The organism is Streptomyces collinus (assembly GCF_031348265.1).
Taxonomy (GTDB): domain Bacteria; phylum Actinomycetota; class Actinomycetes; order Streptomycetales; family Streptomycetaceae; genus Streptomyces; species Streptomyces collinus.
Genome location: NZ_CP133771.1, coordinates 5,795,562 through 5,819,748, shown reverse-complemented (window position 1 = coordinate 5,819,748; position 24,187 = coordinate 5,795,562). Strand labels below are relative to the sequence as shown.

Annotated in this window: 25 protein-coding genes; 11 read left to right on the top strand and 14 right to left on the bottom strand. The window is 71.5% G+C overall.

The features are described from left to right. Window positions 1-52 precede the first annotated feature (52 nt). Window positions 53-952, top strand: a complete 900-nt coding sequence (locus tag RFN52_RS26615) for an alpha/beta fold hydrolase (RefSeq protein ID WP_184849705.1) — start codon at window positions 53-55, stop codon at window positions 950-952. Here the strand turns inward: RFN52_RS26615 and RFN52_RS26610 are convergent. Beyond that, window positions 949-1,851 carry an NYN domain-containing protein gene (locus tag RFN52_RS26610; RefSeq protein WP_184854047.1) on the bottom strand — a complete coding sequence of 301 codons (903 nt, stop codon included), beginning with the start codon at window positions 1,849-1,851 and terminating at the stop codon, window positions 949-951. The genes RFN52_RS26615 and RFN52_RS26610 overlap by 4 nt on opposite strands. A 219-nt stretch (window positions 1,852-2,070) precedes the next feature. Between RFN52_RS26610 and RFN52_RS26605 the strand changes: the two genes are divergently transcribed. Both RFN52_RS26605 and RFN52_RS26600 read left to right on the top strand, forming a co-directional pair. After that, window positions 2,071-2,223: a DUF8834 family protein gene (locus RFN52_RS26605; RefSeq protein WP_097223186.1), complete on the top strand. Its 153-nt coding sequence runs from the start codon at window positions 2,071-2,073 to the stop codon at window positions 2,221-2,223. A gap of 133 nt (window positions 2,224-2,356) precedes the next feature. Continuing rightward, on the top strand, window positions 2,357-4,435 hold the full coding sequence (locus RFN52_RS26600) for a trypsin-like serine peptidase (RefSeq protein WP_184849703.1): 2,079 nt from the start codon (window positions 2,357-2,359) through the stop codon (window positions 4,433-4,435). A 9-nt stretch (window positions 4,436-4,444) separates the two neighbouring features. Here RFN52_RS26600 and RFN52_RS26595 read toward each other — a convergent pair whose 3' ends face one another. The 3 genes from RFN52_RS26595 to RFN52_RS26585 all read right to left on the bottom strand — a co-directional run bounded on the left by RFN52_RS26595 (window position 4,445) and on the right by RFN52_RS26585 (window position 6,789). After that, a complete protein-coding gene (locus tag RFN52_RS26595) occupies window positions 4,445-5,050 on the bottom strand; it encodes a MarC family protein (protein ID WP_184849701.1) in 606 nt (201 codons plus the stop codon). Between the two features lie 118 nt (window positions 5,051-5,168). Continuing rightward, complete coding sequence (locus RFN52_RS26590) at window positions 5,169-6,029, bottom strand: PHP domain-containing protein (protein ID WP_184849699.1); 861 nt, start codon at window positions 6,027-6,029, stop codon at window positions 5,169-5,171. A 118-nt stretch (window positions 6,030-6,147) separates the two neighbouring features. After that, window positions 6,148-6,789 carry a DUF6758 family protein gene (locus RFN52_RS26585; protein WP_184849673.1) on the bottom strand — a complete coding sequence of 214 codons (642 nt, stop codon included), beginning with the start codon at window positions 6,787-6,789 and terminating at the stop codon, window positions 6,148-6,150. A gap of 161 nt (window positions 6,790-6,950) precedes the next feature. Between RFN52_RS26585 and RFN52_RS26580 the strand changes: the two genes are divergently transcribed. Continuing rightward, complete coding sequence (locus RFN52_RS26580) at window positions 6,951-8,210, top strand: MFS transporter (protein WP_184849671.1); 1,260 nt, start codon at window positions 6,951-6,953, stop codon at window positions 8,208-8,210. A 30-nt stretch (window positions 8,211-8,240) separates the two neighbouring features. On the opposite strand, the gene RFN52_RS26575 is transcribed toward RFN52_RS26580, so the two are convergent. After that, complete coding sequence (locus RFN52_RS26575; RefSeq protein WP_184849670.1) at window positions 8,241-8,825, bottom strand: suppressor of fused domain protein; 585 nt, start codon at window positions 8,823-8,825, stop codon at window positions 8,241-8,243. A gap of 451 nt (window positions 8,826-9,276) precedes the next feature. Between RFN52_RS26575 and RFN52_RS26570 the strand changes: the two genes are divergently transcribed. Continuing rightward, a complete protein-coding gene (locus RFN52_RS26570; RefSeq protein ID WP_184849668.1) occupies window positions 9,277-10,395 on the top strand; it encodes a magnesium and cobalt transport protein CorA in 1,119 nt (372 codons plus the stop codon). 23 nt (window positions 10,396-10,418) lie between these two features. Beyond that, window positions 10,419-10,931: a hypothetical protein gene (locus RFN52_RS26565; RefSeq protein WP_184849666.1), complete on the top strand. Its 513-nt coding sequence runs from the start codon at window positions 10,419-10,421 to the stop codon at window positions 10,929-10,931. A 4-nt stretch (window positions 10,932-10,935) separates the two neighbouring features. On the opposite strand, the gene RFN52_RS26560 is transcribed toward RFN52_RS26565, so the two are convergent. After that, window positions 10,936-11,691: a hypothetical protein gene (locus tag RFN52_RS26560; RefSeq protein WP_184849664.1), complete on the bottom strand. Its 756-nt coding sequence runs from the start codon at window positions 11,689-11,691 to the stop codon at window positions 10,936-10,938. Between the two features lie 225 nt (window positions 11,692-11,916). Between RFN52_RS26560 and RFN52_RS26555 the strand changes: the two genes are divergently transcribed. From RFN52_RS26555 to RFN52_RS26545, 3 genes are read left to right on the top strand one after another with little or no spacing between them, the layout of a single operon-like run. Continuing rightward, a complete protein-coding gene (locus RFN52_RS26555; protein ID WP_184849662.1) occupies window positions 11,917-13,200 on the top strand; it encodes a magnesium transporter MgtE N-terminal domain-containing protein in 1,284 nt (427 codons plus the stop codon). After that, window positions 13,190-13,789 (top strand): DUF1003 domain-containing protein, encoded by a 600-nt coding sequence (locus RFN52_RS26550; protein WP_184849660.1) that lies wholly within the window; start codon window positions 13,190-13,192, stop codon window positions 13,787-13,789. The genes RFN52_RS26555 and RFN52_RS26550 overlap by 11 nt, the downstream gene beginning before the upstream one ends. 42 nt (window positions 13,790-13,831) lie before the next feature. After that, window positions 13,832-14,965 carry an Mrp/NBP35 family ATP-binding protein gene (locus tag RFN52_RS26545; protein WP_184849658.1) on the top strand — a complete coding sequence of 378 codons (1,134 nt, stop codon included), beginning with the start codon at window positions 13,832-13,834 and terminating at the stop codon, window positions 14,963-14,965. Between the two features lie 158 nt (window positions 14,966-15,123). Here RFN52_RS26545 and RFN52_RS26540 read toward each other — a convergent pair whose 3' ends face one another. The 5 genes from RFN52_RS26540 to sigE form a co-directional block, all read right to left on the bottom strand. Continuing rightward, the gene (locus RFN52_RS26540; protein WP_184849656.1) at window positions 15,124-15,795 is read right to left on the bottom strand and encodes a hypothetical protein; all 672 of its coding nucleotides are present in this window, start codon (window positions 15,793-15,795) and stop codon (window positions 15,124-15,126) included. A gap of 227 nt (window positions 15,796-16,022) precedes the next feature. Beyond that, window positions 16,023-16,451, bottom strand: a complete 429-nt coding sequence (locus RFN52_RS26535; protein WP_184849654.1) for a sec-independent translocase — start codon at window positions 16,449-16,451, stop codon at window positions 16,023-16,025. A 217-nt stretch (window positions 16,452-16,668) separates the two neighbouring features. Continuing rightward, window positions 16,669-18,810 (bottom strand): trypsin-like peptidase domain-containing protein, encoded by a 2,142-nt coding sequence (locus RFN52_RS26530; protein WP_184849652.1) that lies wholly within the window; start codon window positions 18,808-18,810, stop codon window positions 16,669-16,671. Window positions 18,811-18,941: 131 nt separating this feature from the next. Then, window positions 18,942-19,982 carry an anti-sigma factor family protein gene (locus RFN52_RS26525; protein ID WP_184849650.1) on the bottom strand — a complete coding sequence of 347 codons (1,041 nt, stop codon included), beginning with the start codon at window positions 19,980-19,982 and terminating at the stop codon, window positions 18,942-18,944. Further along, complete coding sequence (gene sigE / locus RFN52_RS26520; RefSeq protein ID WP_037667389.1) at window positions 19,979-20,680, bottom strand: RNA polymerase sigma factor SigE; 702 nt, start codon at window positions 20,678-20,680, stop codon at window positions 19,979-19,981. Before sigE ends, RFN52_RS26525 begins: the two co-directional genes overlap by 4 nt. A gap of 246 nt (window positions 20,681-20,926) precedes the next feature. On the opposite strand from sigE, the gene RFN52_RS26515 reads away from it, so the two are divergent. After that, window positions 20,927-21,625, top strand: coding sequence for an O-methyltransferase (locus tag RFN52_RS26515; protein WP_311241239.1), 699 nt, complete (start codon window positions 20,927-20,929; stop codon window positions 21,623-21,625). A 118-nt stretch (window positions 21,626-21,743) separates the two neighbouring features. Here the strand turns inward: RFN52_RS26515 and RFN52_RS26510 are convergent, their stop codons facing one another. After that, complete coding sequence (locus RFN52_RS26510; RefSeq protein WP_003966491.1) at window positions 21,744-21,911, bottom strand: DUF3117 domain-containing protein; 168 nt, start codon at window positions 21,909-21,911, stop codon at window positions 21,744-21,746. Between the two features lie 379 nt (window positions 21,912-22,290). On the opposite strand from RFN52_RS26510, the gene chcB reads away from it, so the two are divergent. Next, complete coding sequence (gene chcB / locus RFN52_RS26505) at window positions 22,291-23,100, top strand: 2-cyclohexenylcarbonyl CoA isomerase (RefSeq protein WP_452746264.1); 810 nt, start codon at window positions 22,291-22,293, stop codon at window positions 23,098-23,100. Between the two features lie 17 nt (window positions 23,101-23,117). Here chcB and RFN52_RS26500 read toward each other — a convergent pair whose 3' ends face one another. Further along, entirely contained in the window at window positions 23,118-23,705 is a 588-nt protein-coding gene (locus RFN52_RS26500) for a DNA-3-methyladenine glycosylase I (RefSeq protein ID WP_184849646.1), read from the bottom strand. Then, window positions 23,702-24,091: a DivIVA domain-containing protein gene (locus RFN52_RS26495; RefSeq protein WP_184849644.1), complete on the bottom strand. Its 390-nt coding sequence runs from the start codon at window positions 24,089-24,091 to the stop codon at window positions 23,702-23,704. Before RFN52_RS26495 ends, RFN52_RS26500 begins: the two co-directional genes overlap by 4 nt. Window positions 24,092-24,187: the final 96 nt, after the last annotated feature.

Sequence of the window (24,187 nt, the reverse complement as noted above, 5' to 3'; positions counted from 1 at the left end):
GTCGGCATTCACCCGGAGCGCAGGGGCGATTCCCACCCGCTACCCTCGCCCCGTGACCAGCCACCCCGCCTTCCCCCCGCCCCCGGGCGCCCGCGCCTACCCCTTGCGCACCGCGCGCGGCGAGTTCGCCGTCGTCGACTCGTCGCCGGCGGCGGGTGAGGAGGGCAGGGGAGTCGTCCTCATGCTGCCGGGGTTCACCGGGAGCAAGGAGGACTTCCGGTTGCTCCACGAGCCGCTCGCACAGCGGGGGTACCGGGTCGTCGCCGTGGACGGGCGGGGGCAGCACGAGTCGGACGGCCCTCTGGACGACGAATCCGCCTACGCCCAGCGGGAACTGGCCCGGGACGTGCTCGCGCAGGCCGAGGCGCTGGGCGGGCCCGTCCACCTCGTGGGGCACTCGCTCGGCGGGCAGATCGCCCGTGCGGCCGTGCTGCTCGACCACTCCCCTTTCGTCTCGTTCACCCTGGTCTCCTCCGGCCCGGCGGAGATCTCCGTCTCCCAGCAGCAGCGGGTGAAGCTGCTGCGGGACGCGCTCGCCGTGCTGTCGATGGCCGAGGTGTGGGAGGCCATCCAGGCCATGGGGCCGCCCGAGGAAGTCGGCGGGCCCGCCCGCGGCCTCGGTGACCAGGACCAGTTGCGCCGCCGCTGGCTCGGCCACAGTCCCGCACAACTGCTGGCGACGGGACGCCAGTTGTGCACCGAGCCGGACCGCGTGGCCGAACTCGCCGCCGTCCCGCTGCCGTTCCACGTCCTGTCGGGCGCGCACGACGACACGTGGCCGGTGGCGATCCTGGACGACATGGCCCTGCGGCTGGACGCGCACCGCACGGTCGTCACCGGAGCCGAGCACTCCCCCAACGCCGATCAGCCGCTCCCGACGGCCCACGCCCTCGCCGACTTCTGGGACGGCATCGGGCCGGGCCGGTCCCCGGCCGCCGCCGGGACGGACTAGTACTGCGTCCGCAGGTGATCCCAGAAGCCGTCCCGCAGCGCCCGCCGCAGGTCCGCCTGGCCGCGCAGTGAGTACTGCAGGAGACCCTCCGCCTCCACGAGCAGGTCCTGGTCCACCGAGCCGGGCAGGTACGGGTGGCCGGGCAGCAGCTCGACCAGGGTGTCCCGACCGCGTGCCGCCAGCCACTTCGCCGCGATCTGCGCGCCCACGAACCGCACGTCCTCGCGGGTGGGCCGGCCGGCGGCCGTCTCGTAGGCGGGGGCCGTGCGGCGGGAGACGTACGGCTTGAAGAAGTCGAGGTCGAAGGTGCGCTGGCTGTCGACCTCCCACAGGAGGGGCTCGGCCTGGTTGCGGCCCTCCGGGGCCTCGATCCCCCAGAGGTGGACCCGGGCGCCGTACCCCTGGGCCGCCTCCACCGCCGACACCAGATCCTCGTCGCCGCCGAGCAGGGCAGCGTCGCTGATGGCGCGGTGCCGGGCGAGGGACTCCAGGTCGGAGCGGATGAGCGAATCGACGCCCTTCTGCTGGTTGTTGGCGTTGAGGTTGCCGAGGCGCACCTTGACGTCCGGCAGTTCCGCTATGGTCTGCTGCTCGGCCGTGTGGATGCGGCGGCGGGCGCCGTCGTACCAGTAGACCCGCAGCAGCCGGCTGTCCGCGAAGATCGTGCGGGCCTTGTCGATGAGGGCGTCGATCAGGCCCTCGGCGTCCAGGTCGAAGGCGCGGCGGTCCTCCGTGCCGGCGACGAGGCGTCCCGCGGCCGCGTACAGGTACCCGGCATCGACGAAGATCGCGTGGGTCGAGGGCGTCTTCGCCACCTCGGCGAGCATGCGCTGGAGCAGCTCGTTGGTGTGGTCGATGCGGGCGCTGAGGGCCGCGAGGTCGTCGTTCATCGCCTCCATTGTCCCGGCGGTCACGCTGCGAACACAACCGGTCCCGGTCGGTCCCGTAACGACACTCTTACGGCTCGGTAATTAGCCGTTCGAAAAATTTCCTTAGCGTAGGGAATGTTTGACACGTGCATCGCTGTTGACCCATACGGAACGCCGGGCACCGACGCCCGGCGGGCCGCACACCGAGTAGTTCTCCTCAGGAGGATGACCAGACGAAGGGAGAAGCCCTTGCGCTTCGAAATCATGCGACTCGACGACGTCGACGGCACTGCTGTGGACTCGACCGTTGTGGACGCCGCCTCCGTCAACCGCATCGTTCAGCAGGCGGCCGCCATCGGGCAGCGCCTCTGGATCCGCCCGGCCGAGACCACGGCCTCATAACGCGCGCAGCTCTCCCACACTTCGCAGCCCCCGTCCGGCATCGGCCGAGCGGGGGCTCCGCTGTTGCGGACCTCCATGGTCGGGGGCGTACTGGCTGAGGGGACCGGCACGAGCCAGAACAGGACGGTGGAGCATGGCGGTGACGGACCGGCCGTACCAGGAACTGCACGAGCAGGCCGCTGACGAGGCCGCACGGCGCTATCAGGATTCCGCCGCGGAGCGCGAGCGGGTGGAGGGCCGGCTGGCGGCCGGTGTGCGGTTCCCCGACTCCCCGGACGCCCTCGCCGTGCGCGCCGACCGGATCCTCGACCGGGGCGGTCTGTCGCCCTCGGCGGTGGTGGCGGACATCCACCGCGAGGCCATGGACCTGCCGGACGCCAACGAGCGGATCATCGACCTGTCCAACGAGCTCCAGGCCTGGAGCTTCCTGCCGCGCGGGGTCAGGGCCGGGGCCACGGTCGCCCGGATCACGCTGCGGCGCGACGGCCGCGAGCTGCCGCACGGCACCGGCTTCCTCGTCTCGCCGCGGCTGATGATGACCAACCACCACGTCCTGCCCGACGAGAGCTTCGCGCGCCACTGCTTCGCGGAGTTCAACGCCCAGGTCACGGCCGACAACCTGCCCGACACGGTCGTCCGGATGGAGCTCGACCCCGGAAGCTTCTTCGCGGCGGACCGGCGGCTCGACTTCGCCCTCGTGGCGGTCGCGCCCACCCTGGACGGCCCGCCTCCGGGCGAGATCTTCGGCTGGAACCGGCTGAGCGTGCAGATCGGCAAGCTGGTGCTCGGCGAGAAGGTCAACATCATCGGCCACCCCTCGGGGCGGCTGAAGGAGATCGCGCTGCGCGACAACGCGGTGCTGGTCCGCCTCGACGACTTCGTGCACTACACGACCGACACCGAACCGGGGAACTCCGGCTCCCCCGTCTTCAACGACCAGTGGGAGGTCGTGGCGCTGCACCATAGCGGCGTGCCGAAGAAGGACGACCAGGGCCGCTTGCTGCGCAAGGACGGCCGGCCCTGGCAGCAGGGCGACGGCGACGACGCCATCGACTGGGTCGCCAACGAGGGCGTCCGGATCAGCTCGATCCTCAAGCACCTGGCCGGGCTGGACCTCGACCCGGCTCGGCGTGCCCTGCTGACCGAGATGGGCCCGGACACCGGCCTGGACCAGGCCATGACCACCGTGCCGGCCCCCGGGGCACAGCCGCAGGGGACGACAGCCGCGCCGGGTGTCACGATCCCCGCGGTCCCCGAAGCCGCCACGACGGCCCCCACGACCGGGGGCGAGCGGCCCAGGACCGGGCTCCGGGCCCGCGCCACCGCGTTCGGCGGCCGCCGGCACCTGGTCTTCCTGCACGGCCGTGACCAGCAGGACAACTACCCCGACGAGCTACGCCGCACCTGGACGGCCGGCCTGAACCGCGGGCTCACCCTCGCCGCCCTGCCTCCGCTCGACCCGGAGGACGTGTGGTTCCCGTTCTACGGCACGAGACTGCACGCCCTGGTGAGCGGCAGGGAGAGCACGGCGGGGCCCATCGGCCTGGACCAGGTGAGCGCCGCCGCTGCCGCCGAGGCGTTCGCCGCCCAGTCGCCCACGGGCTCCTACGAGCGACTGCTCTACGAGGCGGCCGCCCGGGCCGGCATGCCCCAGAACGGTCCGGCGACCACGGAAGGCTTCGGTGCGGGCCTGGTCGGTGTGCTGCACCGGCCGCTGAGCTGGCTCGCCGCCAAGTCGGACCTGGACGAGTGGACCATCGCCACGTTCCTTCGGGACGTCGACCTGTACCTCGGGGACGGCGCCGTGCGGCAGGCGGTGCTGGACAGCGTCATGGAGACGATGCCGGCCGGCGGCGAGCTGGTGCTGGTCACGCACAGCCTGGGCACGGTCGTGGGGATGGACCTCTTGACCCGGCTCCCCGAGAGCCTCGACCCCGTGCTGCTGGTCACCGCGGGCAGCCCGCTCGGTCTGGACGGGGTCAACGAACGGCTCCTCGCCCGCGGCCCGCACCAGCCGCCCCGGGTGCGGGACTGGGTGAACGTCTGGTGCCCCACGGACACGGTGGCCATCGGCTGTCCCCTGGAGGACGAACGGTGGGGGAAGCTCACCCAGCTGGCCGTCCCCAACGGCCGCGAGCGCGCGCACAAGATGGACGAGTACCTCGGCCACCCGGGGCCGGCCCGGGAGATCCGCGGTGTCCTGCGCGTCTGACGGGGATCGTCAGCTCCCCTGGATCACCTGCGTGACGCCGTTGATGATCTGCTGCACGGCGATCGCGGAGAGCATCATGCCGGCGAGGCGGGTGACCAGGACCACACCGCCGTCCTTGATGATCCGGATGATCACCAGCGAGTAGCGCATCACCAGCCACAGCACGACGTGGATGGCGAGGATCGCCGCCCAGACCGACGCCTGGGCGGCGACGCCGTGGGCCTTCTGCACGGCGAGGATGACCGACACGATCGCGCCGGGCCCGGCCAGCAGCGGCATGCCCAGCGGTACGAGGGCGACGTTGACGTCCTTGGTCTGCTTCGGCTCGTCGGTCTTGCCGGTGAGCAGGTCCAGCGCGATCAGCAGGAGCAGCAGCCCGCCCGCGATCATCAGCGCGGGCACGGACACGTGCAGGTAGTTCAGGATCTGGTGCCCGAGGAGGCCGAACACGGTGATCACACCGCCGGCGACGCAGACGGCCTGGAAGGCCATCCGCTTCTGCACCTTGCCGGGGCGGCCGGCGGTGAGCGCGAGGAAGATCGGTGTGATCCCCGGGGGATCCATGATGACGAAGAGGGTCAGGAACAGGGAGCCGAAGACGGCGACGTCGAACATGAGTGAGCCTTGCGCAGAGGGCTGCCGCCGCGGGCAGGCGGAACGCCTGGGCGCAGCGGGCAGCGCCGGGTGAGAGGAAGAAGGTGAAGGGGAGAGACGGACCTGCGGAAGAGAGACCTCAGACGGTTCCGCCGGCCCCCGGCACGGGAAACGCCCCGAAGGCCCGCCGCGTGATCTCCCCGTACACCTCGGGATCCGTCGTGTACTCCCCGAGTACGCAGGTCTTCCGGCTGCCGTGGTAGTCCGACGACCCGGTCACCAGGAGACCGAGCTCCTTGGCCAGCCCTCGCAGCCGCGCACGGGTGTCCGCGTCGTGGTCCATGTGGTCCACCTCGACGCCGTCCAGCCCGGCTGCGGCCATCTCGGCGATGGCGGCCTCCGGCACCGTGAGCCCCCGCTTGCTCGCGCCGGGATGCGCGAACACCGCGACCCCGCCCGCGCCCTTGATCAGCCGGATCGCCTCGAAGGGGTCGGTCTCGTGCTTCTCCACGAAGACCCGGCCGCCGTCGGCCAGCCAGTCCGGCGTGAAGGCGTCGTTCACGGTCGGTACGACACCGAGCTCGACGAGCGCGCTCGCCACGTGCGGACGCCCGACGGACCCGTCACCGGCGATCCGCGCCACCTGCTCCCACGTCACGGGGACGCCCAGCCCCTGAAGCTTGGCGATCATGCCCTGAGCGCGCGGCACCCGGTCGTCGCGGACCAGCTCCCGCTCGGCGAGCAGCGCCGGCTCCTCGGCGTCGAAGAGGTAGGCCAGCATGTGCATGCTGATCCCGTCGATCCGGCAGGAGAGCTCGGCACCGGTGACCAGCGTGACGCCCTCGGGCAGCGCGGCGATCGCCTCGGCATGCCCGCGGGTGGTGTCGTGATCGGTGAGCGCGACGACGTCCAGCCCGGCGACAGCGGCCTTCCGCACCAGCTCGGCGGGCGAGTCCGTCCCGTCGGAAGCGGTGGAGTGGGTGTGCAGATCGATACGCACGACACGGACTCCAGACACGGGCGGGACGACAGGACCGCTCAAGGATAACCAGCTTTTCAACGCCCCATGTCACACCCGAACCCGGCAAGCACCCCCTACACCCCGCCCCCTGCACCCCTCAGGGACCCAGCAAGCGTGGCGACAGGGCACCGCACGGCACCAGCTCGACCTCGGCGCCGGCATCCCGCAGATCCGTCAGCACCAGCTCGTCGTACATCAGCAGCCCGGACTGCTCGGGCCACACCACCGCCCACAGCCACACCCCGAGCGCCTCGCCCGCGAACACGGCCCGGTCCTCCGGCGCCCCGGCCACATGCCACAGCGGCGTGGGGCGCCCGGCGGCCAGCACCTTCGCCTGGGGCGGCTTCTCGACGTTCATGTGCGGCCCGGGGTCGGGCCCGTCCATGCCGGCGTACCGCGCGCCGAGTCCGACGCCGAGCTCCTCGGCCACCAGGATCAGCTCGCCCATCCCGCCGAGCGGGCCGGGTCCCGTGCAGGCGACGGCGGTCGCACGGCCGCCCGTGCGGTCGTCCCCCGCGCAGGCCACCCCCGTGAACAGCCACCCCACCGGCAAGGGCCACGGCATCCACAGCGGCACCTGGGTGCGGTGCACCACGACGTTGAGGGCGTCGACGCTGGGCGGTATCACGGGCTGCACCGGATGGACGGTGCCGTGCACATCGCACTGCCACGAGTCGGAGAAGAGGCCGGGAGCCCTGACCCGGCCACCGCACTTCGGGCAACTGGGTTCGCCCCTCATAGGGCCCCACGGTCCTACCCGCGCCCCGCCGCGTCAAGGACGATCACCCATCCGGACGGAACCCTTCACCGCCCGTACTAGATGCATCTTGCATTAATTAGCCTCGCTAACTTAGTGTGTGTAGATACCAACTACCTCAGTCTCGGGAAAGGGAGCAAGCAATGGACCCCTTCGACGCCGGAGCGGGCGGCCTGTTGAAGCAGCCCAAGTCCGTATGGGCGACCGCCGGGGCGTCGGTCGTCGCCTTCATGGGCATCGGGCTGGTCGACCCGATCCTGCCGTCCATCGCCCAGGGCCTCGACGCCACGGCGAGCCAGGTCTCCCTGCTCTTCACCTCGTACTTCCTCATCACCGCCGTCGCGATGCTGGTGACCGGTTTCGTCTCCAGCCGGATCGGCGGCCGCAGGACCCTGCTGCTCGGCCTCGCGTTCGTCGTGGTGTTCGCCGGGCTCGCGGGCACCTCCGGATCCGTCGGCGAACTGGTCGGATTCCGGGCCGGATGGGGCCTCGGCAACGCGCTGTTCGTCTCGACGGCCCTCGCGGTCATCGTCGGCGCGGCGGCCGGCGGCAGCGCCGCGGCGATCCTGCTGTACGAGTCGGCCCTCGGCCTCGGCATGGCCTGCGGCCCGCTGCTGGGCGCCCTGCTCGGGGACGCCAGCTGGCGCTACCCGTTCTTCGGCACGGCGTTCCTGATGGCCGTCGGCTTCCTGTGCATCGCGGTGTTCCTGAAGGAGCAGCCCAAGCCGGCCCGCAAGACCTCGCTGCTGGACCCGATCAAGGCTCTCGGCCACGGCGGCCTCGCCTCCGCGGCGGTCTCGGCGTTCTTCTACAACTACACGTTCTTCACCGTGCTGGCCTTCACGCCGTTCGTGCTGAACATGAGCCCGTACCGGTCGGGTGCGGTGTTCTTCGCCTGGGGCGTGCTGCTCGCCGTCTTCTCGGTGATCGTGGCGCCCCGGCTCCAGAAGCGGTTCGGTTCACTGAAGGTGCTCGGCGGTTCGCTGGTGCTGCTGGCGGCCGACGTGCTGGTGCTCGGCTACGGCTCGCACACGGCCGCCGTCGTCTGCACGATCCTGTCCGGCGCCTTCATCGGCGTGAACAACACCGTCTACACCGAGCTGGCCCTCGGCGTCTCGGACGCGCCCCGGCCGGTGGCGAGCGCGGGCTACAACTTCGTCCGCTGGTTCGCGGCGGCGGCCGCTCCGTTCTTCGCGCCGAAGATCGAGGAGTGGACCGACGTCCGCATCCCGTTCGTGGTGGCGGCGCTCACCGCGGTCGCGGGCGCGGCCGTGGTCGTCGTACGGCGCAAGGCCCTCACGCTCCCCCAAGCTCTCGACTCCGCTCGAGCAGGGGCCCCCACCGCCGAGGAGCCGGAGCCGAAGCAGGCGACCGAGGACGGCGTCACCGTGTTCGCCAACTGACTCTTCGCAAACCGGCGTTGGTGAGCTTCCTCACTCCAGCGGGACGGACTTCCGGGACGGATCCCGGAGGTCCGTCCCCGAGTTGAGCCACTTCTCCTGAAGCGCCTGCGCGCCGTGCACGCGCTTCCAGGCGGCCTCGTTCGGGGTCATCGGCAGCAGCGGCAGGAACCGCACGGGGTCGAGTGGTTCGTCGAGCTCCAGGTCCTCCACCAGACCGCCCGGCTCCGCGACCAGGACGGACGTGAACGGGGCGCCGGGCCACAGCGGCTCACCGACGTCGAGGGACGCGCCGGGAGCCACGACCAACCCCTCCACCTGCGGAGACGCGGCGAGTACGGCGAGCGGCCGGAGCACCTTGTCGGTCTCGGCGAGCCCGGCACGGACGGAGAGGACCAGCTCGGCGCGCGGACCCTTGACCGGGTCGGCGACCACCACGGTGGGGTCCGTCATGGGGTGCGCGGACATGCCGAGCGAGGCGTAGCGGACGATGCCGGCCTCCTGGAAGCGGAGCACCTCGATGCGGTCCGTGCCCAGGAAGGTGACCGCCGCGCGCGCGTCCGGTTCGCCCAGCGCGCTGCGCAACCGGGCCTCGACCAGAGGAAGAACATCTGCCATGCGGCGAGCATAGAACTCGCCAGTAGCGGGCAAAGCAGCACCTTGACAGTTGTGTCGGCTGCTACTCTTGCCCGGTGGTTCGGGGCAGCACGCAGAAGCGTCGCGATCAAGCCCCGACGCCGAAGGAACTCCCTTACGAGGGACCGGCCGGAGGAGGTGGGGCTGCAATGGATCGAAGTCGACCGTGCAGTAGCACCACGCTCTTCGCGCCGCCGATGTAGCTGCTTCTGTCTCTGGCTGCCACCTCTCGTTTCACCGCGGAAGAGCGCTTCGTTTCGCTTTGCCTGATCTGCCTCAGTAGCTGAATCAGTGACGAAACCGACCACCGCGACGGTGCGGTGCTCCCCGCTTTGTGGACGTGCCAAACATCAGCAGTCCCTACGTCCCCATTCCGGGTAGTTCCAGCCGTCGTCGGCCGGCGTTTCGTCGCACGCCCGCGAAGGAGCCCGCCATGTCGATGATCCGCGACCTGCGCGCAGCAGTCGTCCGTCCGTCCCGTGTGTCGCTGCGCAAGGACGGCGGGACGTACGACGCCACCCGCAGCCCCGCGGCCGCCTCGGCCGTCGTCGACTGCGCCGTCTACCGCGACGGCCGCCGCATCGAGACCGAGACCGCCCTGACCCCGCACGAGGCGGTGCGCCTGGTGCGCCGCGACGGGGGCTTCGTGTGGATCGGCCTGCACGAGCCGACGGAGGCCGAATTCTCCGGTATCGCCAGTGAGTTCGGGCTGCACCCGCTCGCCGTGGAGGACGCCGTCCAGGCCCACCAGCGGCCCAAGCTGGAGCGCTACGACGACTCCCTCTTCACGGTCTTCAAGACCATCCACTACGTCGAGCACGACCAGCTCGACGCCAACAGCGAGGTCGTCGAGTCGGGCGAGGTCATGTGCTTCACCGGACGGGACTTCTTCATCACCGTCCGGCACGGCGGGCAGGGCTCCCTGCGGGCCCTCAGGCACCGCCTCCAGGACGACCCCGAGCTGCTCGCCAAGGGCCCCTCGGCCGTGCTGCACGCCATCGCGGACCATGTCGTCGACGGGTACATCGCCGTCGCCGACGCGGTGCAGGACGACATCGACGAGGTGGAGACCGAGGTGTTCTCCCCGGGGCGCAAGGGCTCGCCGCGCGGTTCGGACGCCGGGCGGATCTACCAACTCAAGCGCGAGGTACTGGAGTTCAAGCGGGCCGTGTCGCCGCTGCTGCGGCCGATGCAGCTGCTGAGCGAGCGGCCGATGCGGCTGATCGACCCCGACATCCAGAAGTACTTCCGGGACGTCGCCGACCACCTGGCCCGGGTCCAGGAGCAGGTCATCGGCTTCGACGAACTGCTCAACTCCATCCTCCAGGCCAACCTCGCGCAGGCGTCCGTCGCCCAGAACGAGGACATGCGGAAGATCACCTCCTGGGCCGCGATCATCGCCGTGCCCACGATGGTGTGCGGCGTGTACGGCATGAACTTCGACCACATGCCGGAGCTGCACTGGAGGTACGGCTACCCGGTGATCATGGGCATCACGGTGGTCATCTGTCTCGGCATCCACCGCACGCTGAAGCGGAACGGATGGCTGTGAGCAGCCTGGTTAGGCTGGGCCCCATGACAAGCGAGCTGCTCGACCAGGCCCTCGTCGAGGAGGCCACGAAGAAGTCCGGCCTCGTCTGGGTCCAGGGCCCCGACGGCCCGGCGCGTGCGCTGTGGCACGTGTGGCACGAGGGCGCCGCGTGCCTGGTCGGCGACGGGCCGGGCGAGCAGCCGCTGCCGGGTCTTGCCGACGGCGCCGAGGCGAAGGTGACGGTCCGCAGCAAGGACAAGGGCGGCCGGCTGGTCACCTGGACGGCGCGGGTCACGCAGCTCGCTCCGGGCTCCGAGGCGTGGGACGCGGCGGTCGCCGAGCTGAAGGGCAAACGGCTGAACGCGCCCGACGGCGAGGCCATGCCCGAGCGCTGGGCCCGGGAGTGCCGGGTGCTGCGCCTGGAACCGACCGGGGCGACGGCGCCGCTGCCCGACGGCTCCCTGTCCGAGCCGCCCCTGCCCTCCCCGGCGCTCACCCGCCGGCCCGTCCCGGCGGGCCTGCCCCGCCTGCTGCTGAAGAAGCGCAAACGGACGTGACGGCCTACGACGACGGCAACTGCGGGCCGTAGTCCACCGTCTCGTTCCTCTCCGGCTCCCTGAGGGAGAAGTCCTCACCCCAGCCGGAGAACGTGAGAGTGCCCGCCCCGCCGGCCCGCTCCAGGCGCAGCGGGTACGGCTTGCCCTCCAGGGACACCTCCAGGGTGCCGCCGGAGCCCTTGTCACCGGTGACGCGGATGGTGCGGACGCCCGCCTCCTCGTCGTGGCCGTCCGTCGCGAGCGTCCCGTGCAGGGTCAGCAGACCGTCGAGGAGGAGACCCTTGTCAGTGAAACCGCTGAACTTCTTGTACGAGGGGTCGCCCTGCGGCACCTTCACGAACTTGCCGTCGAGCTTGGAGGCCGCCGCCGCGTCCGCCTTGCCGCTCCCGCCCTGGCCGCTGCCGTGAGTCCAGAACTCGGCGTCCGCCTTGACGTAGAGCTGCTCGCCGATGCGCAGCAGCTTGAAGGTCGCGCCCTTGGAGGTGACCGAGCCGTCGCCGCCGTCGTCCTTCAGCCGCATGTCGAGCGCGTACGTCCGTCCGCCGCTGACGACGTTGCCGTGCACCCGGACCGCCCCGGCGGACTCGGCGGCCGACCGGGTCTTGCCCTGGATCTTGGCGGCGGGGAGTCTGCCGACCCCGTTGGTGCCCTCGTTCGGATCCTCCGCGCAGCCGGTGAGCACCGTTCCCGTCACGAGCAGCGCGCACGTCGCGCTCGCGAGTGCGGCACCACGGCCACGGCTCTGGCGAATCGGAGTCACAGGTGGGGCTGCCTCTCTGACGGGAGACCTGAACGGCGTACCGCAGGGTACCGGGGTCGTGGGGGCGGATCGGAGCCAGTCCGTCCGGACCGCCCGCCGACGCGTCACCGATCGGGACGGGCTAGCCTGAAGCCCACCCGAGCGGGCAATTCGGAAGACACAGGCACAAGGAAAGCCGTTCACACAGCCACCACGAACCACCCCGCACGAAAAGGAGCCGCGGCCATGGCAGCGGGCGCCCCCCGGATCTTCGTATCGCACCTCCAAGGTGTCGCCGTCTTCGACCCAGCCGGTGACCAGGTGGGGCGGGTGCGCGATCTGGTCGTCATGCTGCGGGTGGGGCAGCGACCGCCGAGGCTGCTCGGCCTCGTCGTCGAACTCGCCACCCGCCGCCGTATCTTCCTGCCGATGACCCGGGTCACCGCCATCCAGTCCGGCCAGATCATCACCACCGGTGTGCTCAACGTGCGGCGCTTCGAGCAGCGGCCCACCGAGCGGCTGGTCTTCGGGGAGCTGCTGGACCGGCGCGTGACGCTCACCGAGGCCGGTGAGGAGGTCACCGTCCTGGACCTGTCGGTGCATCAGCTGCCGGCCCGCCGGGAGTGGGAGATCGACCGGGTCTTCGTCCGCAAGGGCAGGAAGGGCGGGGCGTTCCGGCGCGCCAAGGGCGAGGCGCTGACCGTCGAGTGGACCGCGGTCACCGGGTTCTCCCTGGAGGAGCAGGGGCAGGGCGCCGAGAGCCTGCTCGCCACCTTCGAGCAGCTGCGCCCCGCCGACCTGGCCAACGTCCTGCACCACCTCTCCTCCAAGCGCCGGGCCGAGGTCGCCGCCGCCCTCGACGACGACCGGCTCGCCGATGTCCTGGAGGAACTGCCGGAGGACGACCAGATCGAGATCCTCGGCAAGCTGAAGGAGGAGCGCGCCGCGGACGTCCTGGAGGCCATGGACCCGGACGACGCGGCCGACCTGCTGGGCGAGCTGCCGACGGACGAGCAGGAGCGGCTGCTGAGCCTGATGCAGCCCGGCGACGCTGCCGACATGCGGCGCCTGATGTCGTACGAGGACCGCACGGCGGGCGGTCTGATGACCACCGAGCCGATCGTGCTGCGCCCGGACGCCACCGTCGCCGACGCCCTCGCCCGCGTCCGCAACCGCGACCTCTCCCCCGCTCTGGCCGCCCAGATCTACGTCTGCCGGCCCCCGGACGAGACGCCGACCGGAAAGTACCTGGGCACGGTCCACTTCCAGCGCCTGCTGCGCGAGCCACCGCCGTCCCTGGTCAGCTCGATCGTGGACACCGACCTCCAGCCGCTCGATCCTGAGGCGGAGCTGCCCGCCATCGCCGGGTTCTTCGCCACGTACGACATGGTCGCGGCGCCCGTGGTCGACGAGGCCGGATCGCTGCTGGGCGCGGTGACCGTGGACGACGTCCTGGACCACATGCTCCCGGAGGACTGGCGGGAGACGGAGTTCCACCTGGACGAGGAGGTGACGACCGATGGCTCCTGAGCGCGAGAACCTGCGCGAGCGCACGCCGGCGGGCGCCACGGCCGCCTCCCGGCCGCGCACCACCCGTCTCGACCAGCCGCTGCCGCGCCGGCGCCGGTTCCTGCCCGAGTACGACCCGGAGGCGTTCGGGCGGCTGTCGGAGCGCATCGCGCGCTTCCTGGGCACCGGGCGGTTCATCGTCTGGATGACGATCGTCATCATCCTGTGGGTGCTGTGGAACGTCTTCGCCCCGCGCGGCCTGCGCTTCGACGAGTACCCGTTCATCTTCCTGACCCTGATGCTGTCCCTCCAGGCCTCCTACGCCGCCCCGCTGATCCTGCTCGCGCAGAACCGGCAGGACGACCGGGACCGGGTCAACCTGGAGCAGGACCGCAAGCAGAACGAGCGGTCGATCGCGGACACCGAGTACCTGACGCGCGAGATCGCCGCCCTGCGGATCGGCCTGGGCGAGGTCGCCACCCGCGACTGGATCCGCTCGGAGCTTCAGGACACGATCAAGGAGATGGAGGAACGGCAGAACGGCCACCGTCACGACCCCGTCGTATTCCCGGCGGAACGGTCACGGGGACGTGACGCAGACGACCGCTGAGACGCTTTCCTACGCCCCGGTACGGCGCCGTACCATCGTCCTATGGCTATGGAAGACGCGGTGCGCGAGGCACTGGCGACGGTGAACGACCCCGAGATCCACAAGCCCATCACCGAACTCGGGATGGTCAAGTCGGTGGAGATCGGCGCGGACGGGGCGGTCGCGGTCACCGTGTACCTCACGGTCTCGGGCTGTCCGATGCGGGAGACGATCACGCAGCGCGTGACCGACGCGGTCTCCGCGGTCGAGGGCGTCACCCGCGTCGACGTCACGCTCGACGTGATGAGCGACGAGCAGCGCAAGGAGCTGGCGAACGCCCTGCGCGGCGGCCAGACCGAGCGCGAGGTCCCCTTCGCCAAGCCGGGCAGCCTCACCCGCGTCTACGCGGTCGCCTCGGGCAAGGGCGGCGTCGGCAAGTCCTCGGTGACGGTCAACCTGGCTGCGGCGATGGCGGCCGACGGCCTCAAGGTCGGTGTCGTCGACGCCGACATCTACGGCCACTCCGTGCCGCGCATGCTGGGCGCCGACGGCCGTCCCACCCAGGTCGAGAACATGATCATGCCGCCGTCGGCGAACGGCGTGAAGGTCATCTCCATCGGCATGTTCACCCCCGGCAACGCCCCGGTCGTCTGGCGCGGCCCGATGCTCCACCGCGCCCTCCAGCAGTTCCTGGCGGACGTGTACTGGGGCGACCTGGACGTCCTGCTCCTGGACCTGCCGCCCGGCACCGGCGACATCGCGATCTCCGTGGCGCAGCTGGTCCCGAACGCCGAGATCCTGGTCGTGACGACCCCGCAGCAGGCGGCGGCCGAGGTCGCCGAGCGCGCGGGCTCCATCGCCGTGCAGACCCACCAGAAGATCGTCGGCGTGGTCGAGAACATGTCCGGCCTGCCCTGCCCGCACTGCGACGAGATGGTCGACGTCTTCGGCACGGGCGGCGGCCAGACGGTCGCCGACGGCCTGACCCGCACGACCGGCACGAACGTCCCCGTCCTCGGCAGCATCCCCATCGACGTCCGCCTGCGCGAGGGCGGCGACGACGGCAAGCCGGTCGTCCTGTCCGATCCGGACTCCCCGGCGGGCTCGGCCCTCCGGGCGATCGCGGGCAAGCTGGGAGGACGGCAGCGTGGGCTGTCGGGCCTGTCGCTCGGCATCACTCCGAGGAACAAGTTCTGATCTGAAGGCCGGCGGGACAGCGCCCCTCTCAGGGGCGCTGGGCTGTGTCGATGTGCGGCTCCGACGCGCGGGCGCGACCAGCCACAACGTGCCCGCAGCCGCCCGCTGACAGGAGCTGTACGGCGATGGGGCGCCGAAAACCCGGCGCCCCGAGGAACTCACGCGTACGCGGCGATGTCCTTCACCACGGCGAAGCCGAGCCCGTACGCGCTCATGCCCCTGCCGTACGCCCCGACATGCACCCCGGCCGAGGTGGACCCGGCGAGCACCCAGCCGAACTCCGACTCCCGGTAGTGGAACGCCGTCGGTACCCCGTCCACGGGAAGCGACAGCGTCGACCAGTCGTCCCCGTCCAGGTCGTCCGCCAGCACCCACGCCGTCTCGGTCTGCTGCTCCAGCCAGTCGTCCCGCAGGGCGTGGTCCATCTGCCCGGGCCAGGTGAAGTACAGCAGCCCCACACCCGCGAGCCACGCCGCGGAGGAGACCGACGTGGCCTCCAGCAGCCCTGTTCCGTCCGCCGTGCGCCGTGAGGGATTCGCCGCGACGGTCACGACGACCGCGAACTTCTCCTTGGCATCCTGATCGCCCCCTGCGGCATGCTCGTTGCGCACCGTGGGTTCGTCCCCGTGCCCGATCGACCCGTGTTCCACGGCCCCGTCGGCCGTCGTACCGACCTGCATCAGCCAGCGCGGTCCCGTGAAGGCCTCGTCGAGGCCGTACCACGGGAAGGGCGCACGCAGGTAGCCGTCGACCGTACGCCGGGCGGAGGGGGCCGGTTGTCCACCCTCCGCGGCCGGCGTCTGCGCGACTGCCCGACTCGTCGTCTCCATGTGCCCGGACGCCTCCTCGCTCTAGTCGGACCGGAACGGCCCGCCCCCCTTCGGGCGTACTCGTCACGGTCCGCACAACAACTCGGCAGCATAGCCACACCGCTGCGAGCAGCAGGGAAACCGCCCGCCGCGTGGGCCGCACGGACGCCCGGTTCAGGCCGTAGACAGCCCGACCGGAGTATGAAACGCGTCACGCGCCCGGGGGCGTAGGCCGCCGGGGGTGTCGCTCAGGTGGCGTCCGCGTCGAAGGGCGGCCGGTCGTCCGGGTCGGGCGCCTGAGGCTTCTTCGTCATGTCGATGCTGCCACCGGACGATGCGGAGGACGTGTCGGAGTCACGGCTGTGGACGGCGTCGGTGACCTCGGCCATCTCCTTCTTCAGGTCGAAGCCGTTGCGGATCTCCTTGAGCCCCAGGTCCTCGTTGTCCAGCTGCTTGCGGATGAACGTCTTGGGGTTGAGATCCTCGAACTCGAAGTCCTTGAACTCCGGGCCGAGTTCCTCCCGGATGTCGTTCTTCGCGCTCTCCGAGAACTCACGGATCTTCCGGATCGTGCGTGTCACGTCCTGGATGACCTTGGGGAGCTTGTCCGGACCGAAGACGAGCACGGCGAGGACGATGAGCGTCACCAGCTCGAGTGGTCCTATGTCATTGAACACCTGAAGCTCCTTGCGATGTCCTCGGTCCTCGGCCCTCGTGGTCGGTGCGGGTCTTGCCGTGGTCCGGGCCGGATCCACGGTACCCGGCGATCCTGTCCGACCGGTACTGTCCCGGGACCTCCGAGTGCGAGAGGTGGGAGCGCTTTCCCGATCGTTTGCCCGGATGGTCCCCGATGGGACCTGTTGTGGCGTCTTCGCGGATCCCGGATCTCATGCCTCAGCCACCGGACGATCCGAGGACGAGCGAGACCTTCCGCTCCTTGCCGCCGCGTTCGACGGTCAGCTCCAGGCGGTCGCCGGGGCGGTGCGCCCGGGTCTTGACGATCAGTTCCTCGCCGGAGTGCACCCGCCCGCCGTCGACCTCCGTGATGACGTCACCCGACTTGATCCCGGCCTTGGCCCCCGGGCCGCCCGCGGTGACCGGTGCTCCGCCCTCGCTGCCCTCGGTGGCGACGCGGGCGCCGTCGCCCGTGTAGTCCATGTCGAGGGTGATGCCGATGACCGGGTGGGTCGCCTTCCCGGTGTTGATCAGCTCTTCGGCGACGCGTTTGCCCTGGTTGATGGGTATCGCGAAGCCAAGGCCTATCGAACCGGAACGGCCGCTGTCCTGCGCGGAGCCGCTCCCCGCCGAGCGGATGGCCGAGTTGATGCCGATGACGCGGGCCCGGGCGTCGAGCAGGGGGCCGCCGGAGTTGCCGGGGTTGATGGGCGCGTCGGTCTGCAGCGCATCGACGTACGACACGTCGCTGCCGTCGCCCTTCTCGCCGCCGGCCGTGATGGGCCGCTGCTTGGCGCTGATGATGCCGGAGGTGACCGTGCCGGCCAGGTCGAAGGGGGCGCCGATGGCCACGACCGGGTCGCCGACCTGCACGTTGTCCGAGTTGCCGAGGGGCAGCGGGGTGAGTCCGGCGACGCCCTTCACCTTCACGACGGCGAGGTCGTAGCCGCTGTCCCGGCCGACGACCTCGGCCTGGGCGGTCTGCCCGCCGTTGAAGGTCACGGTGATCTCGCCGCCCGATCCGGCGGGCTGCACGACGTGGTTGTTGGTGAGGATGTGCCCGCGGGTGTCGAGCACGAAGCCGGTGCCCGTGCCCTGCTCGCCCGCGCCGCTGACATGCAGCGTGACCACGCTGGGCAGGGCCCGCCCGGCGATCCCGGCCACACTGTCCGCGTCCCGCGCGGCGGCCTCCTTCCCGGCCTGTGGCAGCTCGACGGTCCCGACGCCCCCGTTCCGCTCCAGGTACGTACCCGTGACGCCGCCGATGCCCCCGGACACCAGCGCGAGCAGCACGGCACCGAGCACCAGGGACTTCTTGCCCCGCTTGCGCCGCTGCTCCGTGCTCAGCACTGCGGCGCCGTTCTGCTGGAGAGGGCCGTGTCCCCCGGCGCCCGCGGGAGCGGCCCAGGGGTCGTAGCGCTGCCAGGGGCCGGGTGCGGGAACCGGTGCCGGCGCCGGCACATCGGCGTGCACCGGGACGGCCGGCATAGGCACCGGGGAACCGGGGGCCGGCATCCCGGCCGCGGCCGGAGGGGCGGGCATCCCGGTCATGGCCGGAGGAGCGGGCACGTGCGCGGCGGGCGCGTGCCCGGCGGGCACGGAAACGCCGGAGGGCGTCGGCGTCTCGGCCGACGCGTGAGCCCTGGGCCCATGATCGCCGGCGGGCGTCGGCATCTCGGCCGGCGCGGGCGCGGGAACGCCGGATGGCTGGGCAGGCGGGGTGATGCCGTGCCCCGACGGCGCGGCGGGGACGCCCGGCACGGTGGGCCGCTGCCCCGGTATCGCGACGCCCTGAGCGGGTGTCGTCATCGGGTGCTGCACGGGCGGCGCGGGCGCCCAAGGGCCGGGTTCGCCGTAGGGCGGGGTGCTGTAGGGGTCGGGGTCGTGCACCGGCCTGGGAGCGCCCTCGGCCGGCCCGGCGGACGAGACGGGCGCGGCGGAGGTGACGGGCGCATCGGAGGTGACAGGCGCGGCGGGGGTGACGGAGGCCGCGGCGTCCTGGCCGCCGGGCTCCCGGGCTGCGGGAACCGCGGCAACGGCCTCGGCGGCGGCCCGGCCGGGAGTGGGCTCCCCCACCCCGCGTGCCGGTGCGGCAGGCTTCTCCAGGCCTCCGGCCGGCCCCCCGGACGGAACCGCCTCGGGGCGCCTCAACTCGTAGTCGCCGTCCTCGGCGGGCCGAGCCGCCGGCCGCGCCAGCTCGAAGTCCCCGTCGGTGCCGGTCGGCTCCGCCGCGGCCGTCACCGGCCCGTGCACGCCCGGGTCCTCCGCGACGGCCCCGTCCGTACCCCCCGGCCCTTCCGCAAGGTCCTGCGGCCGTGGACGGCTCCACCACTTCGCTTTCGTGGGCTTCCCCTCGTTCATGCTCTCCCCACAGCCGCGGCACGGCTCGTCGCGGTGGCCGCGGTTCGTCGAATCGGCGCCCGGCCATACCTCGGCCGCGGGCGACAACCCCCGGATTCAATCAGGTTCGCGGGCCGGTGCGCAGAGTCCGGTCAGCGAGCCGTACGTGAGGAGGCCGAGGAAGAGGGGGACGAGGCCGGGTCCGGGAGGGGCTCGGCGAACAAGGGAGCCGTGATCTCGGGGACCGCGGACCACGAGGCCAGGGCGGCCGGCGCGGCCGCTTCCAGCGGACGTATCAGCGGGGACATGACGGCCGCACCGGCCACCACCGGGGCGGTCAGCGCATGCAGCGCGTGATGCCGGGCGGCGGGCGGCACCCCGGGCAGCAGCGGCGCGGACACCTCGGTCGGGGCGACCGGGCCGTGCCCGAGCATGTTCTGGCCGTGCACCTGCCCGAGCAGCGGCGCCGTCCGGCGGCGCTGGGATTCGGGCGGGGCCGCTGGGCCGGTGCCCTGAGTGCGCATCGGGGTCACATTGCTCCCCGAGCCCTGGCCGCCGCGGGCCTCCGTGTCGGCCGGGGTGACGGTGGAGACACCGCCCAGCGCGATCGCGGCCAGCGAGACGGCTCCGGCGGCGACGAACGCGAACCGCAGCCGCGACGAGGACCGGTCGGTGTCGTGCCGGCCGACGTCGTGCATACGGAAGCCCCTGCCCGAGGGCAGGCCCCGGTGGTCCGAGGGCAGACCGCCGGTGTCGGAGGGCAGGCTCGGGCTTCCCGGGGAGGCGGGCAGCCCGGGCAGGTGCGGCCGGGCCGGGGCGTAGCCGAACTCGAACCGCTCGCCGCGCTTCACTCCGAACGCCCCGGACGATCCGAACCGTCCGGACAGTCCTCCGGGCAGCCCTCCCCCGCCCGGCGGCGTGAGATCACCGTCCGGGCCGCCGCCCGCGGGTAGTCCCTGCAGGCGGGCCAGGAAGCTCTCGGAGGGGGGCGGCGGGGCCGCCTCCGCGAAGACGTTCTTCAGCCGGCGCTGTGCGTCCACCTCCGCCTTGCACTTCGGGCAGGTGGCCACGTGCGCCAGTACGCGCTCACGCGCGTCATGACCGAGCTCTCCGTCCACCAGGGCGGAGAGTCGGTCTCCCAGATGCTGCTCTGCGAGGTGACCCTCGGAGGCTTTCGGCCGAGATCCGCTCACGCGCTCGCGCCCCCTCCTCCCAAGGCGGGAACACGGGGCACGAAGGAGCGGCGCTCGGCACGCGCCTCCGGAGAGCGGTGCGCGAGGGCCTTGCGCAGCTGGGAGCGGCCACGGTGGATCCGCGAGCGGACCGTCCCGAGCTTGACGCCGAGGGTCGCGGCGATCTCCTCGTACGACAGTCCCTCGATGTCGCACAGGACGACCGCGGCGCGGAACTCGGGGGCGAGGGTGTCGAGGGCCTGCTGGACGTCCGCGTCGAAGTGCGCGTCGTTGAAGACCTGCTGCGGCGAGGGCTCCTTGCTGGGCAGCCGCTCGGCCGCGTCCTCGCCGAGCGCGTCGAAACGGATGCGCTGCTTGCGGCGGACCATGTCCAGGAACAGGTTCGTGGTGATGCGGTGCAGCCAGCCCTCGAACGTGCCCGGCGTGTAGGTCGACAGGGAGCGGAAGACGCGGACGAAGACCTCCTGCGTGAGGTCCTCCGCGTCGTGCTGGTTGCCGGTCAGACGGTAGGCGAGCCGATAGACCCGGCCACTGTGCGTGCTGACGATCTCCTCCCACGTGGGCGGAGTCCACGCCTGCCCGTCCGCGTCGGTGGTGAAGGTCGCGGTCTGGGCGAAGTCAGCGGCGTGACTGTGGTCAGCAGCGGTGTCGTTCACGGATGTCGGCCTGCCCGCCGATCCGAGGAAGCGCCGGAGCACTCCTCCGCGATCCACAGGCGCAGCCGCACCTCCCCTGTCAGCTCTGGTGGTGTCCAGTGGAGCCCCTACCATAGCCACCTCGCCCGTTAGGACCGGATAAGCGGTTTTACGAGAATTTGATCTGGGCTGATACGCCTCGTACTGCTGCGTCGGCACTTGCTCGGCGCCTCGCTCGACGTCCTGATCCACCGCCCGCCCCCCGTCCCAGCCAGCACCACTTGCTCATCCCTTTAAACGACCGGTCCCATCTGCGGGTTCCCGTGCCCAACGGATACAGTCACGCCCAGGCATTCACGGGGACAGGAGAGGGTCATTACCGGCAACCGGCAGACGAGCTGGGCGTTCGCCGACGCCTATGTCGCCGAGGACGAAGCGCTGCACTGGGCCCGGGACCGGGCCCGTGAGGCAGGGCTGCGCTCGGTGACGCCCGGCACGGGCGCCGCGCTGCGGTTGCTGGCCGCGTCCGTCGACGCCAAGGCCGTCGCGGAGATCGGGACCGGCTGCGGTGTCTCCGGGATCCACCTCCTGAACGGTATGCGGCCCGACGGTGTTCTGACGACCGTGGACCCGGAGCCGGAGCACCAGCAGTTCGCCCGCCAGGCCTTCCGCGCCTGCGGCTTCGCCAGCAACCGGGCCCGCTTCATCCCGGGCCGCGCTCTGGACGTGCTGCCCCGCCTCGCGGACGCCGGTTACGACCTGGTCTTCTGCGACGGTGATCGCCTGGAGGTCATGGACTACCTCGCTGAATCGTTGCGTCTGCTGCGCACCGGCGGGCTGGTCGTTTTCGAGGGCGCCTTCGCGAACGGCCGGACGGTGGACTCCGGTCCGCAGCCCACGGAGGTGCTGCGGCTGCGCGAGCTGCTGCGTGCGGTGCGCGAGAGCCAGGAGCTGGTGCCGTCACTGCTGCCGGTGGGCGACGGGCTGCTGTGCGCGGTGAAGCGCTGACCGGACGGCACGTTAGCGGAGCCGGAGCCGGGGCAGGCGAGTGTCATCGGTGAGAAAACAGCCGCCCCGGCATCACGGGTGATGCCGGGGCAACTGAAAGGGTATGGTCGCTTGCGCGTCAGCCGACGACCTTCTTGAGGGCGTCGCCCAGCGCGTCGGCCTCGTCCGGGGTCAGCTCGACGACGAGCCGACCGCCGCCTTCGAGCGGAACGCGCATGACGATGCCCCGCCCCTCCTTGGTCACCTCGAGCGGGCCATCACCCGTCCGCGGCTTCATGGCCGCCATGCTCGTTCCCCTTCCTGAAACCCAGCTCATCGTCAAAGCCGACGGCCCCTGAGAAGGGCACACGTGCGGTTCCTTGTGGCAGGACACGCGACACCGGCATCGAACACATTGCTTCCAAGCCATTATCCCGCATCTCAGGACCCGATGACCAACATCAGTAGGCATCGCTTGGGCAACGCACGCGAGCAAAACCACTCAATTCGGCGATGAAACTGCGATACTCCGCCGCCGCACACACATCCGCCGAACCGATCCGGACGAGAATTCTTTGACGCAGGTCACACGTTCGGTCCGGTTCCCCGTCCGCGATCTCCGTCATGCTGTCCTGCAGACCCGGGACGTACCGGCCGGTACGTCCCCGATTGGCGACTCGGAGGGGATACGCATGACCGACACCGTGCTCTACGAGGTGAGCGACGGACTCGCGACGATCACGCTGAACCGCCCGGAGGCGATGAACGCGCTGAACGTGGCGGCCAAGGTCGCCCTGCGGGAGGCGGTCGAGTCGGCGGCGGGCGACGGCGCCGTACGGGCGGTGCTGCTGACGGCCGCCGGTGATCGGGCGTTCTGCGTCGGACAGGACCTCAAGGAGCACATCGGGCTGCTGGTGCAGGACCGGGAGAACGGCTCGGGGCAGACCATGAGCACGGTCCGGGAGCACTACAACCCGATCGTGCGGGCGCTGGCCGGGGCGGCCAAGCCGGTCGTCGCCGCGGTGAACGGGGTGGCGGCCGGGGCGGGCTTCGGCTTCGCGCTCGCCGCGGACTACCGGATCGTGGCGGACACGGCGGCGTTCAACACCTCGTTCGCCGGGGTGGCGCTGACCGCCGACTCGGGGATCTCCTGGACGCTGCCGCGGGTGATCGGCCCGGGCCGGGCCGCCGACCTGCTGCTCTTCCCGCGCAGCATCAGCGCGCAGGAGGCGTACGAGCTGGGCATCGCCAACCGGCTGGTGCCGGCCGGTGACCTGCGGGCGGAGGCCGAGAAGGTGGCGCGGGCGCTGGCCGAGGGCCCGACGGTGGCGTACGCGGCGCTGAAGGAGTCGGTGGCGTTCGGGCTGACGCACTCGCTGGAGGAGGCCCTGGAGAAGGAGGACGAGCTCCAGACCCGGGCCGGCTCCTCCGAGGATCACGCGATCGCGGTGCAGGCCTTCGTCAACAAGGAGAAGCCGAAGTACCTGGGGCGCTAGAACTCGTCCCGCGCCCCTTACGCGCCCCTTCGGGCGACGCAGGTCTCCAGGTGATCGTCGACCAGGCCGCACGCCTGCATCAGCGCGTACGCCGTCGTCGGGCCCACGAAGCGCAGGCCCCGCTTCTTCAGGGCCTTGGACAGGGCCGTCGACTCGGGAGTGACGGGCGGGACGTCGGAGAGGGTCTTCGGGGCCGGGCGGCCGGCCGGGTCGGGGGCGTGGGACCAGATCAGCGCGTCCAGTTCGCCCGGGGACCACTCCGTCAGCGCCCGCGCGTTGGCGAGGGTCGCGTCGATCTTGGCGCGGTTGCGGATGATGCCGGCGTCGGCGAGGAGGCGCTCGCGGTCGTCGTCGGTGAAGGCGGCGACCGAGGCGATCTTGAAGTCTGCGAAGGCGGCGCGAAAGCCGGGGCGGCGGCGCAGGATCGTGATCCAGGACAGGCCGGACTGGAAGGCCTCCAGGCTGAGGCGTTCGAAGAGCGCGTCGTCGCCGTGGACCGGGCGGCCCCACTCCTCGTCGTGGTACGCCACGTACTCCGGGGCGGACAGGGCCCAGGGGCAGCGCGGGCCGCCGTCCGGGCCGGCCAAGGCGGCGCCGTCGCTCACCGCCGGTCCTCCTTCCCGGGGGCGGGCTTGTCCATGGACACGTGGTTCTCCCCGGACGCGTGCACCGGCCCGTGGGCGGAGCCCGACCTGGCTCCGGCCAGGGCCGACTCCAGGTCGGCGATGCGGGCGTCGCGCTCGGCGAGCTCGGCACCCAGGCGGCTGAGGGCGTCGTCCACGTCCGCCATGCGGTAGCCGCGGGCGGCGAGCGGGAAACGCAGGCCCTCCACGTCCGCGCGGTCGACCGGGCGGTCCGGGGGCAGCGGGTCCCGCAGCCGCTCGGGGGCGGCCTCGGGCAGCGGGCCGCTCTCGCCGCCGCCCACCACGGCCAGCGTCACCGCGCCGACCACGACGGCGAGCGCGACGACCAGGAACAGGAACATAACCATCGCGGGGCCCCCACGGTCGGACGGATCGGACTCCCCGGGAGTCCACCGAGTCGGATGTTGTCAGGCTCCGATCGTGCCATGCGAGTCCGACAGTTA

Excerpts from the sequence above, each read along its gene's own strand:
- RFN52_RS26580 (WP_184849671.1), top strand. The coding sequence starts at position 6,951 with ATGGACCCCTTCGACGCCGGAGCGGGCGGCCTGTTGAAGCAGCCCAAG.
- RFN52_RS26545 (WP_184849658.1), top strand. The coding sequence starts at position 13,832 with ATGGCTATGGAAGACGCGGTGCGCGAGGCACTGGCGACGGTGAACGAC.
- RFN52_RS26565 (WP_184849666.1), top strand. The coding sequence starts at position 10,419 with ATGACAAGCGAGCTGCTCGACCAGGCCCTCGTCGAGGAGGCCACGAAG.
- RFN52_RS26575 (WP_184849670.1), bottom strand. The coding sequence starts at position 8,825 with ATGGCAGATGTTCTTCCTCTGGTCGAGGCCCGGTTGCGCAGCGCGCTG.
- RFN52_RS26585 (WP_184849673.1), bottom strand. The coding sequence starts at position 6,789 with ATGAGGGGCGAACCCAGTTGCCCGAAGTGCGGTGGCCGGGTCAGGGCT.
- RFN52_RS26555 (WP_184849662.1), top strand. The coding sequence starts at position 11,917 with ATGGCAGCGGGCGCCCCCCGGATCTTCGTATCGCACCTCCAAGGTGTC.
- RFN52_RS26495 (WP_184849644.1), bottom strand. The coding sequence starts at position 24,091 with ATGGTTATGTTCCTGTTCCTGGTCGTCGCGCTCGCCGTCGTGGTCGGC.
- RFN52_RS26540 (WP_184849656.1), bottom strand. The coding sequence starts at position 15,795 with ATGGAGACGACGAGTCGGGCAGTCGCGCAGACGCCGGCCGCGGAGGGT.
- RFN52_RS26595 (WP_184849701.1), bottom strand. The coding sequence starts at position 5,050 with ATGTTCGACGTCGCCGTCTTCGGCTCCCTGTTCCTGACCCTCTTCGTC.
- RFN52_RS26570 (WP_184849668.1), top strand. The coding sequence starts at position 9,277 with ATGTCGATGATCCGCGACCTGCGCGCAGCAGTCGTCCGTCCGTCCCGT.
- RFN52_RS26550 (WP_184849660.1), top strand. The coding sequence starts at position 13,190 with ATGGCTCCTGAGCGCGAGAACCTGCGCGAGCGCACGCCGGCGGGCGCC.
- RFN52_RS26510 (WP_003966491.1), bottom strand. The coding sequence starts at position 21,911 with ATGGCGGCCATGAAGCCGCGGACGGGTGATGGCCCGCTCGAGGTGACC.
- RFN52_RS26610 (WP_184854047.1), bottom strand. The coding sequence starts at position 1,851 with ATGGAGGCGATGAACGACGACCTCGCGGCCCTCAGCGCCCGCATCGAC.
- RFN52_RS26600 (WP_184849703.1), top strand. The coding sequence starts at position 2,357 with ATGGCGGTGACGGACCGGCCGTACCAGGAACTGCACGAGCAGGCCGCT.
- RFN52_RS26530 (WP_184849652.1), bottom strand. The coding sequence starts at position 18,810 with ATGAACGAGGGGAAGCCCACGAAAGCGAAGTGGTGGAGCCGTCCACGG.